The following is a 12,282-nucleotide window of genomic DNA, read 5'->3' as shown; positions in this document are numbered from 1 at the left end:
GATGATCCAGCGGGGCTTTTTGTTGTTCAGTCAACTGCGAGAAGCGTGAACTGGCTAGAACCTGATCTCGCAGACCGACATCTGGCCCTGGACCGTCGTACGCCATTGGCCCGTCCACTGCCCGCCCTGAGAGGCCGCCACAGCCGGACATTTTCGTTGTGCATCCTGCTGGTTCCAGATCGGACCCGCATCAATATTGCGCGTATTGCTTACGGGACGAGGATCAGGGCGGCGGGCCGGAGGCGGGGACCGGCGCTGGGGCGCTGCTGCCTGCACCCGTGACGATGACTGAATCTGGTACAGGTCACTCTTGGCACCGCCATTTTGGCCATAACCGATCCAGTTGCGGTAAAGATCCAGCTGCAATTGCACATTGCGCGACCGGTCATCGAGATAGACGGACCATTGATCGCGCCCGGTTTCCGTGAAATTATATATCGCCCGGCCCTGTGCATTATATTCCGTCCAGCGGCCCGGACCGCTCTTTTTGAAACTGCCGCCAGCAAAATATACCTGCTGCACGTTACTGCCGTTGGTTCGGGCACGCTCTGCGCGCGGGGAAGGTTGTGGCGGCGTTCTGGTTCGCCCTTCATTGCGGGACGCTTTTGTAATCGCATAGAAATCGTGCATGGGCCCGCCATTGTCACCCAATCTTATCCATTTGCGGTGGATGTCGATTTGCAGCTGTATATTCCGTGAGGAATCATCGAGATAGACCGACCAGTCATCCCGGCTGGTCTCTCTGAAAATGAATTTAACCCGGCCATCGGCCCCATATTCCGTCCAATGTCCTCTGCCGGTTTCACGGAACAAGCCGCCATTAAACCTGACCTCTGACACGTTATAGCCGTTCACACCTTGCTGCCGCTGCTGCGCGTATGCGGCTTCAGAAGAAACCAGATATGTTGATCCCATCGTGGCAACGGTCAGGCCCATTGCCAACGCTTTGTTTAAAATAGTCATGACTTCCCCGTTATTCTGGTGCGACCCAGAGCCCTCTGTTGCACAGTGTGGCGGCCTATAACAAGTCCATCACCCAAATAAGAAAGGTCCGCCGAAGAGATTTCGGAGGACCTTTCTGTTAGCGAAAACCGGAAGCGCTTTAAGCTATGGCTATTTCCTGCAAGGCAGCTTCCACCGCAGCCTGCCCCTTCACCATCTGCTGATCTGCAGCGATGAAGGTAACGTCAGTGATACCGATAAACCCCAGCACATGGCGCAAATAGCCGGTAGCAAAGTCAATCTCGCTGCCGATCTCTGTACCGCCCGAAGCCACCAGGATATAGGCTTTCTTGCCCGTCAGAAGCCCTTCCGGGCCGTTAGCGGTATAGTGAAACGTCATGCGCGCCCGCGCCACCATATCGATCCACGCTTTCAGTGCTGCCGGGATACCAAAATTATAGATCGGCGTGCCGATCACCAATATATCGGCCGCAATCAGTTCTTCTACCAGCGTATCGGACAAAGCGAGTTCCGCTTTCTGTGCGTCGCTTCGTTCCGCTTCGTCGGTAAAATTGGCGGCGACCCAATTCTCCGTCACAAAGGGTAATGCCACGGCAAGATCGCGGGCGACAATATTGGCCGGTGCGAGCCTTTCAATCAAGGCATCGGTCAAGGCGCGAGACGATGAAGCCGCTTTGCGAGCGCTTGCGTCGATACGGAGGATGTTTCTTTGATCGGTCATGAGAATATTTCCTATGGTTGTAATTAGTGGAAGGGATTGGAGGGACGCTCGCCCAAAAACGGGATGGGAGAGCGTCCCTCCGGTAGCGGGTGTCAGTGGTGCGACTCCCATGCCTCGACAAAGACAAATTCCGCATCGTCGATGGCTTCAATCTGCAGCGACGGTATATCCCTGATCGCCAGGGAATCCCGGGCACTGACCGGTTCTCCGTTGACCCTCACTGTACCGGCAGAACCGACCAGATAGACATGGGCGCCATCGGCGATTTGATGTTCGACCGTGGTTCCAGCAGTAAGCGTCGCGCCGTAAAGCCGTGCATCGGCTCCGATCATCAAGGCACCGCCTTCGATGTCTTCATCAAAACCACTGGCGAGAATTTCCAGTTGGTCCGAGCGGTCATCACCCTTCGGAAAGGCTTTCGCGTCCCAGCGGGGGGCACCACCGGCAGCACGCGGCTCAATCCAGATCTGGAACAAACGAGTCCGCTCATCTTCCAGATTATATTCGCTGTGCATCACGCCGGTACCGGCACTCATCACCTGAACGTCGCCGGCCTCTGTGCGGCCCTCATTGCCCATATTATCGCGGTGGGTGATGGCCCCTTCGCGGACATAGGTTATGATTTCCATATCCTGATGGCCATGCATCGGAAATCCGGTTTTCGGTTTGATTTCGTCATCATTCCACACCCGGATCGGGCCAAAGCCCATGCGGGCGGGATCCCAATATTTGCCAAAGGAAAAATGATGGCGGGCCTGCAGCCATTCGTGATCAACATGGGCCAGGTCGTTGAATGTGCGTTTCTCGATCATTGTCTTTCTCCTGTTAGAGCGGTGTTACTTCCGCTCTGCTTGAGATGGAGATAGAGTGGCTTATGTGTTTCCAAAATAGACAAATTGGAATTTGATTGTTTCCAAATAAGATCTAATGATCTCCTATGGCCTTACCTGATTATGAAGCATGGGCAATTTTTGCCGAAGTAGCCCGACTGGGGAGCTTCACTGCTGCCGCCCATGAACTGGCACTCTCCAAACCGACCATCTCGAAAGCGATCTCGCGGTTGGAACAGTCGCTCGGCACGGTTTTGTTCCACCGCACGTCGCGCAAAATTTCCCTGTCGACCGCTGGCAAATCGCTATTGCAACACGCCCAGCAAATTGCACTCGACGGTGAAGCAGCGATGGAGGCTGCGCGCGACACTACACATCTGCTCAACGGTCGGGTCCGCCTGGCTGCGCCTCTAAGCTACGGACTTTCGCACCTCGCGCCGGTGATCGCGGATTTCATGTGCGCATTTCCCGAAATCACCGTCGATCTCCAGCTGAACGATGCGCGGGTCGATCTTATCGAGGACGGGTTTGATTGCGCCATCCGCATCGGCGCGCTTCCCGACAGCAGCCTGAGGGCGATCAAGCTTCGTAAAATGGAGGGCTATTTCATCGCGGCCCCAAGCTATCTCGAACGCAAGGGCCGACCGAAAATACCGGCTGACCTGAGCGACCACGATTGCTTCATATATTCCAACACCCTCACACCCGAAGTCTGGCAAGTCACGGACGAAAAAGGCCAGACATCGAATGTTCGCCCCAAGTGCCGGTTCCAGAGCAATAACGGCGATGTCATGCTGCCTGCACTCATCGCTGGCCGGGGCATCGGATATCTGCCTGACTTTCTGTGTCAAAAGGCGCTGGATGCGGGCGACCTGATAAATATTCTGCCAAACTGGGACATGGGTGAAATCGCTCTCAATATCGTCATGCCCCCATCCCGTTTGCGTCCGGCCCGCGTCGATGCACTGGTGGACTTTCTGAAAGACAATTTGCGTTAGCTGAGTACAGGTAGAGCATACGCGCCGTTATTTTCCTGTCCTACACCGTCGGGATTTTGTACCTTTCGCGGATGTCTGACAAAATGCTCTTCAAACCCGATGGCGGCGACTTCTTCTTGATGACCATTGTGGATAGTCGAGACGGCGAGTTTCTGGCTAAAATCGAAGGCGAGGAATTTTTTGCTCTTACACTGTAAAGTTTGTAAAGTTCGTCCGCATAACAGGCGCGAACATTAATGCCGCTCGAAACCATATTTCTGTTTCTCATCACAGACCTGATGTTTTGCCTCACTCCGGGGCCAGCCACCATGGTCGCGGTCAGCCATGCTTTGCCGCTTGGACCCAGGGGAGGTATGCGTGGCGCACTCGGTCCGATCGTCGGCGTGAATATCGGGAATTTTATCTGGTATGGCCTGACCGCCTTCGGGCTGATCGCACTGATAGCGGCGGTACCGACCGCTTATTCGGTGCTTCGCTGGCTTGGCGTAGCCTATCTTGCGTGGATGGGTTGGCAGATGTTCAAAGGCGGCACCAGCACGCTTGCCAAACAACCGGCCCGCAGCGCCGGCTTCCGAAAAGGACTGCTCAACGGATTGGCGGTCCACATGTCTAACCCCAAGGCGCTGTTATTCTATACCGCGTTCATCCCGCCATTTATCGATCCGGACGGCAATGTGCTGCTGCAATTTGCTATATTGGCAGGGCTGACCGTCATAACGGAAACAACGGGCCTGACCTTTTACTCCGCTCTCGCTTCCAAGGCTCGCAATCTCGGCAATGCCGATCAGGCACAGCCTCTGTTTCAGAAAATTGCCGCGCTCGTGCTGACTGGCGCAGCGCTGATATTAGGATGGTGGAACCTCACCGATAATGCGATGCAAAGCGCGTTCAACCTGCCGACAGGAGCAATGGGCTAAATGGACTTTATGATCAGAATCTGGATTTCTCTGGTGGCGTTGAGCTTTGCAGCCCCCCTGTCGGCACAGGAAGGCCCTGATGACGGGGTCAACGCCGACATGATTCTGGCGCTCAAGGGGCTGCAGTTGCTTGACCATCGGTTGAACGCCATCGGTTATCGACTGGTCGATGCCAACACGCCATATTGCGACCAGAAAGCCGCCAGGACCGGTTTGTTGCTCAATGATGTCGCTCAATATGTCGATCAGGAAACCGCCCGTTTCGCGCTCGGGTTCGATGGTTCCGTAGGGATTACCGCGGTGGCTCCGGACAGTCCGGCCGAAAGCGCCAAATTATCACCAGGCGACACTCTGCTGGCGATCAACACTATCCCCATCAATGACATTGCGATCGACGATCCCGAGCTGTCTAACCAACAGCCAGTCTATCGCAGGGTCGCGGCGATCAATCGGCTACTCGAACAGGCGCTTGCCGAAGACAATGTCCGGTTGACGATCTCGCGAGGCGGGATCAACCAAACTATTTCGGTCGCTGCAGCTATGACATGTCCAAGTCAATTTCAGATCCGAGTCAGCGCTGACAGGAGTGCCGGCGCCGATGGCAAGCTGGTCAGCGTCTCTTCGCGTCTCGCCGAATATTTTCTGACTGACGACGAATTTGCTGCCGTTGTCGCACATGAATTGGCCCATAATCTGCTGAAACACCGCGACCGGCTCGATGCTAAGAACGTCAATCGCGGATTTTTTGGACAATTCGGCGAGAGTGCAAGCGAGATCAAGGCCGCAGAGATCGAGGCGGACCGGCTATCGGTGTGGCTGATGGTCAATGCCGGCTACGATCCGCAAGCGGCGATCCGGTTCTGGACCCGCTATGGCAAGGAACATGGAAAAGGCATATTCTCCGCCTCCACCCATTACCGCTGGAAGAAGCGGGTCGAATTGTTCGAAGAGGAACTGGCGAAGATGGCGGCAATGGAACCCGTTGGTGGCAAATTCTCACCTCCGCTGCTGGCCAAAGCAGACTGACTCAATCGTCCCGGTTGTAAGCATCTTTGCAATTGCGGCGCTCTTGCTTGTTTTGCGCCTCGTCCAGACAAAGATCCCGCTGCTTTTTACGGTCGGCAAGTACTTTACGGCCCAGATCTTCCTCCCGCTCGGACTGGCTCTGGGTGGTCGCATCGACAGCAGTCTCGACCACCGTGCCGGCAGCCCGGAAGGGCGCCGTGATGACTTTGGTGACGCAGCCCGACAGCATCAGGGAGACCAGAGCCACCGACAGAATTGAAAATGCGCGCATGAAAAACTCCTCAACTGCCTTGTGCAGCCAATATGATGAAGTCCGGATGAATGTCCGGACGGTTCAGGACCGGGCCAGCAGCTTCTCGGCCATCGCCCGGATGTCACTGCCGATTTCCGGATGGGCCAGCGCCATCGCCAGATTGGCTTCGACATAGCCTTGCTTCGATCCGCAATCATAGCGTTTACCGTCAAAGGTCATGCCGTGAAACGGCTGCTTGCCGATCATCTGCGCCATCGCATCGGTCAGCTGGATTTCCCCGCCAGCGCCAGCGGCCTGGGTTTCCAATATCCGCATCACTTCGGGCTGCAGGATATAGCGGCCCGGCAGGATCAGATTGGACGGCGCTGTACCAGCGGCCGGTTTCTCCACCAGACCTTTGACCTCGGTGATCGGACCATCCTGATAGCCGGGATCAATCACACCATAAGACGGCGTGTCTTCGATCGGAATTTCCAGTGCGCAGACAATATTGCCTCCAAGCTTTTCATAAGCCCCTACCATCTGTTTCATACATCCGGGTGAACCGACCATGAATTCATCGGGCAGAAAGATAGCGAAAGGCTCATCGCCGATAATGTCCCGCGCGCACCAGATCGCGTGACCAAGTCCGAGCGGCTCCTGCTGCCGCACGAAAACGCAATCGCCCGGGCGGAGCCGGGTTCCGTCAAGAACCGAGCGGTCTTTCGATCGGTCGGCCATCGTGTGTTCCAGCTCATAGGCCATGTCGAAATGATCCTCGATCATGCCTTTGCCGCGACCGTTGACGAAAATCATCTGCTCGATTCCGGCTTCAAGCGCTTCATCCACAGCATATTGCAGGAGCGGACGGTCAACGATCGGGAAAAGTTCTTTGGGCATTACCTTGGTCGCCGGCAGGAATCGGGTTCCCATGCCGGCAACGGGAAAGACAGCTTTTCTGATCGGTTTCATAGCTCTGCTCTAGTCCTTCAATTTATCGGCGAAACTGGTCCGCAATTTCTGCAATTTTGGCGGGATGGTGGCCACACAATATGGATTGCCGCGCCCTTCATCCGCCCAATATTGTTGATGATAGTCCTCCGCGACATACCACGTCGCAGGCCCTTCGATCGTCGTCACGATCGGTTCGGCCCTGCCCTCTCCGGCACGCATTATTCCGGCTTCGGCTTCGGCCCTCTGTACATCGTCGACCGGGAAAATCGCCGACCGGTACTGGGTGCCGACATCATTGCCCTGACGATTAAGTTGTGTCGGATCGTGGGTCGCAAAGAAGATATCGAGCAGGTCGGAATAGCTTACCGCCGCGTCGTCAAACCCGATCTTGATTGCTTCGGCGTGACCGGTGGTACCCGAACAAACCTCGCGATAGCTGGGGTCGGGCTTTTCGCCTCCGATATAGCCGCTTTCGACGGAATTCACCCCGGCAATATCGTTGAACACCGCCTCGGTGCACCAAAAGCAACCGCCGGCCAAAATGGCTTCCTGCTGTGCCATATAAACTCCTTTTATGCAGAGGCGGCCACGCCCCCGCTATTTGTGTTTTCGCTCGCTTCATCGCGCATAGCGACAAGTAGATACATGGCGGGTGTAACCACGCGAGACAAGAGGGTGGAACTTATCAATCCCCCGATGATGATGAGCGCCAGCGGGCCGTACAGAGCCCCGCCCCAGAATGCGAGAGGGGTCAGGCCCCCGATTGCAGTAATAGAAGTCAGCAGCACGGGGAGGAAGCGGACCTCACCGGCTTTCTCGATGGCTTCCCGCAGGCCCATGCCCTGCGCGCGCAACTGTGTGGTGAAATCAACCAGCAATATCGAGTTTTTGATTTCGATCCCGATCAGTGCGATGAAGCCGATAATCGCCATGACGCTCAGCGAGTTCCCAGTGACAAAAAGGGCTAGAATACCACCAAAAGTCCCGAGCGGAATGACGCCTGCGACTACAATCGTTTCCCGAAACCGTCGAAACTCGGCCACCAGAATCGCTATGATCAGCATGATGGAAGTAATGATCAACGGACCGAAATTTCCGAAGGTCTCGCCAATAGCTTCTGACTCACCGCCCACCGACCATTCATAGCCTTCGGGGAAATCCATCTGCTCCAGCTTCTCCACCGCACGGCTGTTGATTGTTGACGGGATCTCGCCAAAATCGACTTGGGCCGTAACCAGCACAGTTCTCTGCAACTGATAGCGTTGGATTTGCGGAGTTACGTTCGTGAGTTTGGGATTGGTTATCTGGGACAGCGGCACAGAATCACCCGTGCGCGTAGCGACATACACCTTGTCCAGTACCGAGATCGGAAGATTATTCTCAAACGGATAGCGGACGGTCACCGGATAATTGTCACCCTCCTGATCCCGGAAAGACGCGGCCTGTTCGCCGCTGATCGCCAGCCGGATGGCACGGCGCGGCTCGCCCGAGGCAATGTTGAGCAGCGCGGCTTTCTGTTCATCCAGACCGATATCAAGGTCAATCTTGTCGGTATCCACGGGATTCACGATATCGCGAGCTCCCGGAGTCTGTCGTAGCAGATCGGCAACCTTGCCCGACAGTTCCTTCAACGTTTCCAGTTCCGGTCCCGCCACCCGAATCACGATCGGCGCTTCCACAGGTGTGCCATTCTGGAAAAGTTCGATCTTCACGCGGGCACCGGCAATCTGATCGAGCTGCTTGCGCAACCGCTCTATCATTTCCGGACCTTCCCGCGTGTCCCACTCATCCATAACCGCCAGCACTTCACCATAGTTTGTGCGCTCGGCCCTGGGACCGACATTGTAAAACACTTGCGGATTGCCGTTTCCGATATTTTCTGCCCGTACAACTATACTGGGTTCGGTTTCCAGAATCTTCGTAACTTCAGCGACAATCCCGTCGGTTCGGTCAAGGCTGCTGCCCTGTTCCGCTTCAACCGAGACCCGGAAATAGGGTGCATCGGCAAAAGGAAAAAGCGAAAAACCCAAAGCCGGAACAAGCGCGAATGCCGACAGGCACAAAACCATTGCCAGCACGACGGTCTTGACCGGTGCCCCCAGAGCGATATGCAAAAATGGCCGGTAAAACCGCTGGATTTTATCATTGACCCAACGCAGCGCCGGATTCCCTTCCGGATCTTCGTCCCGCCGCAACATACGACTGGCGAGAAACGGAATGACGGACAGGGAAATTAGCAACGAGGCAATCACGGTCGCGATTATGGCGATGAAGAAGGACCGGGTATAGGAACCGGCACCACCGGGCAGAAACAGCAGCGGCACAAAGGCCAGCACCAGCACAGCCGTTGAACCGATAACCGCTGCACGGATTTCCAGACTGCCCTCTATTGCAGCCTGAATCCGCGTCTTCCCCATTCGCAAATGCCGCGCGATATTTTCGGTCACTACGATACTGTCGTCGACCAGCAACCCGAGCGAGACAATGAAGCCGGCGATGGAGAGCTGGCTGAGATTATATCCCATTGCATAAAGGACCAGCAGGCCGGAGGCGAGCGAGAGCGGGATCGAGATCATGACAATAGCCGACGAGCGAAAACCCAGCGGCAGAAGCGTGAAGATGACCAGGGCAATCGCGATCGAAAAGTCGCGGGTCAGTTCGTTCAATCGCCGCTTCACATCGCGGCTCTGGTCGAATTGCATCACCAGTTTAATATCCGGCGGCAAGATCGAGCGCTGCCGTTTCAACTCGATATCAAGTTCGTTTTTCAGGCGGGTGACATCGACACCGTCCTTCTGGGTCACCGTAAGGAAGACGGCGCGCTGGCCATTGTGGCGGGTCCGGTAAATCTGTTCCTGTGCGCCCCAGCTGACGTCTGCTACATCATCAACGGTCAAAAGCGATCCGTCGGCAGCCCGCAGCGGCAATCCACGAATGGCATCGAGATTCCGGAATGCACCACCGGCCTCGACATTCAGCCTTCGCTCGCCGCTCTGCACAGCTCCGCCCGGCAAGTCTGCACCTCCCCGGCGCACGGTATCGGCTATCGCACTAGCGGGTACGCGCAATTCGGACAATCTATCCGAATCGACCTCGACGCTGACTTCCGGCTTGGGCAGGCCAAAAATCCGCGATTCCCGGACGCCGCTGTTGCGGGTGAAGACCTCGACCATATCGTCCGCATATTTCTCCATCCGCCGCCACGAAGCGGTTTCGCTGATCAGAGCCACCTGCATGACCGCAGCTTCGGTGGTCCGGATCTTGCGATATTCCAGTTTCTGCAATTCTGCCGGCAGTTCGTCCCGGATTGCGGATACTTCGCGGACCACGTCATCGAAATAACCGTCGACGTCACCCGACCATTCGCTAAATTCGACATTGATCACCGTTCCGCCATCGGTGCTTGTCGATTGCACCTCTACGATGTCGTCCAGACCCTGAAGGACGTCTTCGATCGGCTTGGCGACCGTCTCTTCCATTTCCTGCGCATCGGCTCCGGGCTGGATCGCAATGATGTTGACGGCCGGAATCGGAAAGTGGGCATCAACAGCCTTGGGAATATTGATGAGCGCACTGATACCCAGCACAACGAGCAGAATGAAAAGAACCAGACTGAGTTGCCAGCGAGAAATGACGAACCGGGCAAGCATATCAGGCCCGATGACCCGCCTGGGTTGAAACAGCGATCACTTTGCTGTCCTGATGGGCTTGATCACGTCACCGTCGCGCAGCTTCTCGACGCCGCGGGTCACGATGATTTCGCCTTCTTTCAAGCCACCGAGAATTTCAAGATTCTTGTCGGTCAGCTTTCCGATATCGACATTGCGTTGTTTCACCCGGTTCTTGTCATCGACCACAAATACCAGACCTTCACCGGTCCGAATCCCGAATATTGCATTAGCCGGAATAACGAAAGTTGCCGACGATCCTCGTGATACCTCGATTTCGACCTTGCCCAGCTGACCAGACCGCAAACGGTCATTTCCAGGCAGCAGAAAACTTACTTCGAACGTTCCGGTCCGTTCATCGGCCCGTCCGTCTTTCTCGCTGACCACCGCGTCAATCGGGAAGTCGGAAATGGACGAAACAAGAACCTTTGCCGTCATGCCGACGCGTATCCGGGCGGCATCTGCATCGGTCATCGGAACCCGCAACACGAAACCCTTGTCAATTTCTCCCAATACCAGCGCGGTCGTTCCGGCCGCGACGATTTGGCCGGCGTCGATATTGCGGGTGAGGATTATTCCATTGCCGGGTGAACGGATATCAGCGGTGCGGCTGGCGAATTCCGTGGACTGGATACGGGCACGGGCCACGCGCGTAGCCGCTTCTGATTGTTCGAGCCGGGCTTTGGTCACCCAACCATCTTTGAACAATTTCTCGATGCGACCATATTCGGCTTCTGCACGATCGCGTTCCGCGCGCGCTACGCTGAGGTCGGAGGCGACCGTACTGCTATCCAGAGAGGCAAGAACCGCACCGCGCTTCACCCTGTCACCTTCTTCAAAGCGGACCGAAGCGACTTTGCCGCCAGTGGTAAAACCCAGCGATGTTTCCCGGCGCAGGCGGACAGTGCCAGCGGCGACAATAAGCTCATTTTCGCTAGCCGGCTGGACCGTGGTCACTGCTGCCGGAACGGGCTCGGTTGATTTTGGCTTTGCTTCCGGTTCGCTACCGCTGCATCCGGTCAAGAAAACCAGACCGACGAAAATCGATATTATCGTTCTGCCAAGCGCCATATCGCGAATTACCACCCCTAATGCATTCTTCTTAGGTGGCTAGGCGGGCTTGACCAATAGAAAATTTCGAAATGAAACCAAAAAGGGCCGGATTGTGAAACCCGGCCCCTTGGATGTGCTATTAAAGAGTCAGTATCAACCTTCCGTGCCGACGATATCCTGACCCGACCCTCCGACCACCTTGTAGACGATACCGGCCAATATGGCACCACCGATTGGCGCGATCCAGAAAACCCAGAGCTGCGACAATGCGATGCCACCTTCGATCAGCGCGGGTCCCGTGCTTCTTGCTGGATTGACCGAAGTGTTGGTTACCGGGATGCTGATCAGATGGATCAGCGTCAGCCCCAGACCAATTGCCAACGGTGCGAAGCCGGCCGGAGCGCGACCATCGGTTGCACCCAATATGATCAGCAGGAAGAAGAAGGTCAGCAAGACCTCGATCGCGATCCCGGCTCCCATGGCATAGCCGCCAGGTGATTTGTCACCGAACCCGTTCGCGGCCAAGCCGTTCACGGCAAGATCGAAAGCCGGGTTACCCGATGCAATCATGTAAAGCGCCGCTGCTGCCGCAATCGCACCGAAAACCTGGGCGATGATATAAACGGGGATTTCATTGGCCGGAAAGCGTCCACCCACCCACAGGCCGATGGTTACCGCCGGGTTGAGATGGCATCCGCTGATATGGCCAATGGCATATGCCATTGTGAGCACCGTGAGGCCGAAAGCCAGAGCAACACCGAGCAAACCAATGCCGACTTCCGGGAATGCCGCCGAGATAACCGCGCTCCCGCATCCGCCGAAAACCAGCCAGAATGTTCCCAGAAATTCCGCTAATGATTTTTGTACTGTTGTCATGATTTTCCTCCCGTTGGCTCCAATATATGCAGCATGGTCAAACA

At 55.9% G+C, this 12,282-nt stretch carries 13 protein-coding genes; 4 read left to right on the top strand and 9 right to left on the bottom strand.

Features of this window, described 5'->3' with window-relative positions:
- Positions 1 to 54: 54 nt before the first annotated feature.
- The 3 genes from AACZ86_RS01985 to AACZ86_RS01975 all read right to left on the bottom strand — a co-directional run bounded on the left by AACZ86_RS01985 (position 55) and on the right by AACZ86_RS01975 (position 2,496).
- On the bottom strand, positions 55 to 963 hold the full coding sequence (locus tag AACZ86_RS01985; protein WP_339688979.1) for a mannan-binding lectin: 909 nt from the start codon (positions 961 to 963) through the stop codon (positions 55 to 57).
- 139 nt (positions 964 to 1,102) lie between these two features.
- Positions 1,103 to 1,684 (bottom strand): NAD(P)H-dependent oxidoreductase, encoded by a 582-nt coding sequence (locus AACZ86_RS01980; protein WP_339688978.1) that lies wholly within the window; start codon positions 1,682 to 1,684, stop codon positions 1,103 to 1,105.
- A gap of 92 nt (positions 1,685 to 1,776) precedes the next feature.
- Positions 1,777 to 2,496, bottom strand: a complete 720-nt coding sequence (locus tag AACZ86_RS01975; RefSeq protein WP_339688977.1) for a pirin family protein — start codon at positions 2,494 to 2,496, stop codon at positions 1,777 to 1,779.
- 125 nt (positions 2,497 to 2,621) lie between these two features.
- Here AACZ86_RS01975 and AACZ86_RS01970 point away from each other — a divergent pair, with 125 nt between their 5' ends.
- From AACZ86_RS01970 to AACZ86_RS01955, 4 genes are all read left to right on the top strand, one after another.
- Positions 2,622 to 3,512: a LysR family transcriptional regulator gene (locus tag AACZ86_RS01970; protein WP_339688976.1), complete on the top strand. Its 891-nt coding sequence runs from the start codon at positions 2,622 to 2,624 to the stop codon at positions 3,510 to 3,512.
- A 71-nt stretch (positions 3,513 to 3,583) separates the two neighbouring features.
- Positions 3,584 to 3,709 carry a hypothetical protein gene (locus AACZ86_RS01965; RefSeq protein ID WP_339688975.1) on the top strand — a complete coding sequence of 42 codons (126 nt, stop codon included), beginning with the start codon at positions 3,584 to 3,586 and terminating at the stop codon, positions 3,707 to 3,709.
- 39 nt (positions 3,710 to 3,748) lie between these two features.
- A complete protein-coding gene (locus AACZ86_RS01960; protein WP_339688974.1) occupies positions 3,749 to 4,429 on the top strand; it encodes a LysE family translocator in 681 nt (226 codons plus the stop codon).
- Positions 4,430 to 5,455: a M48 family metalloprotease gene (locus tag AACZ86_RS01955; protein WP_339688972.1), complete on the top strand. Its 1,026-nt coding sequence runs from the start codon at positions 4,430 to 4,432 to the stop codon at positions 5,453 to 5,455.
- A 1-nt stretch (position 5,456) separates the two neighbouring features.
- On the opposite strand, the gene AACZ86_RS01950 is transcribed toward AACZ86_RS01955, so the two are convergent.
- The 6 genes from AACZ86_RS01950 to aqpZ all read right to left on the bottom strand — a co-directional run bounded on the left by AACZ86_RS01950 (position 5,457) and on the right by aqpZ (position 12,238).
- Positions 5,457 to 5,726, bottom strand: coding sequence for a DUF6726 family protein (locus AACZ86_RS01950; RefSeq protein ID WP_339688971.1), 270 nt, complete (start codon positions 5,724 to 5,726; stop codon positions 5,457 to 5,459).
- Positions 5,727 to 5,789: 63 nt separating this feature from the next.
- On the bottom strand, positions 5,790 to 6,659 hold the full coding sequence (locus AACZ86_RS01945) for a UTP--glucose-1-phosphate uridylyltransferase (RefSeq protein WP_339688970.1): 870 nt from the start codon (positions 6,657 to 6,659) through the stop codon (positions 5,790 to 5,792).
- 9 nt (positions 6,660 to 6,668) lie between these two features.
- Positions 6,669 to 7,202: a peptide-methionine (S)-S-oxide reductase MsrA gene (gene msrA / locus AACZ86_RS01940; protein ID WP_339688968.1), complete on the bottom strand. Its 534-nt coding sequence runs from the start codon at positions 7,200 to 7,202 to the stop codon at positions 6,669 to 6,671.
- Positions 7,203 to 7,213: 11 nt separating this feature from the next.
- Positions 7,214 to 10,291 carry an efflux RND transporter permease subunit gene (locus AACZ86_RS01935; RefSeq protein WP_339688966.1) on the bottom strand — a complete coding sequence of 1,026 codons (3,078 nt, stop codon included), beginning with the start codon at positions 10,289 to 10,291 and terminating at the stop codon, positions 7,214 to 7,216.
- Positions 10,292 to 10,327: 36 nt separating this feature from the next.
- Complete coding sequence (locus AACZ86_RS01930; RefSeq protein WP_339688965.1) at positions 10,328 to 11,395, bottom strand: efflux RND transporter periplasmic adaptor subunit; 1,068 nt, start codon at positions 11,393 to 11,395, stop codon at positions 10,328 to 10,330.
- Positions 11,396 to 11,515: 120 nt separating this feature from the next.
- A complete protein-coding gene (aqpZ, locus tag AACZ86_RS01925; RefSeq protein WP_339688963.1) occupies positions 11,516 to 12,238 on the bottom strand; it encodes an aquaporin Z in 723 nt (240 codons plus the stop codon).
- Positions 12,239 to 12,282 lie beyond the last annotated feature (44 nt).

The sequence above is a fragment of the uncultured Parasphingorhabdus sp. genome (assembly GCF_963975735.1).
GTDB lineage: Bacteria > Pseudomonadota > Alphaproteobacteria > Sphingomonadales > Sphingomonadaceae > Parasphingorhabdus.
This window is presented reverse-complemented; position numbering and strand designations above follow the sequence as displayed.

Coding starts and splice junctions, on each gene's coding strand:
- AACZ86_RS01985 (WP_339688979.1), bottom strand. CDS start 963: ATGACTATTTTAAACAAAGCGTTGGCAATGGGCCTGACCGTTGCCACG.
- AACZ86_RS01980 (WP_339688978.1), bottom strand. CDS start 1,684: ATGACCGATCAAAGAAACATCCTCCGTATCGACGCAAGCGCTCGCAAA.
- AACZ86_RS01975 (WP_339688977.1), bottom strand. CDS start 2,496: ATGATCGAGAAACGCACATTCAACGACCTGGCCCATGTTGATCACGAA.
- AACZ86_RS01970 (WP_339688976.1), top strand. CDS start 2,622: ATGGCCTTACCTGATTATGAAGCATGGGCAATTTTTGCCGAAGTAGCC.
- AACZ86_RS01965 (WP_339688975.1), top strand. CDS start 3,584: ATGTCTGACAAAATGCTCTTCAAACCCGATGGCGGCGACTTCTTCTTG.
- AACZ86_RS01960 (WP_339688974.1), top strand. CDS start 3,749: ATGCCGCTCGAAACCATATTTCTGTTTCTCATCACAGACCTGATGTTT.
- AACZ86_RS01955 (WP_339688972.1), top strand. CDS start 4,430: ATGGACTTTATGATCAGAATCTGGATTTCTCTGGTGGCGTTGAGCTTT.
- AACZ86_RS01950 (WP_339688971.1), bottom strand. CDS start 5,726: ATGCGCGCATTTTCAATTCTGTCGGTGGCTCTGGTCTCCCTGATGCTG.
- AACZ86_RS01945 (WP_339688970.1), bottom strand. CDS start 6,659: ATGAAACCGATCAGAAAAGCTGTCTTTCCCGTTGCCGGCATGGGAACC.
- msrA (WP_339688968.1), bottom strand. CDS start 7,202: ATGGCACAGCAGGAAGCCATTTTGGCCGGCGGTTGCTTTTGGTGCACC.
- AACZ86_RS01935 (WP_339688966.1), bottom strand. CDS start 10,291: ATGCTTGCCCGGTTCGTCATTTCTCGCTGGCAACTCAGTCTGGTTCTT.
- aqpZ (WP_339688963.1), bottom strand. CDS start 12,238: ATGACAACAGTACAAAAATCATTAGCGGAATTTCTGGGAACATTCTGG.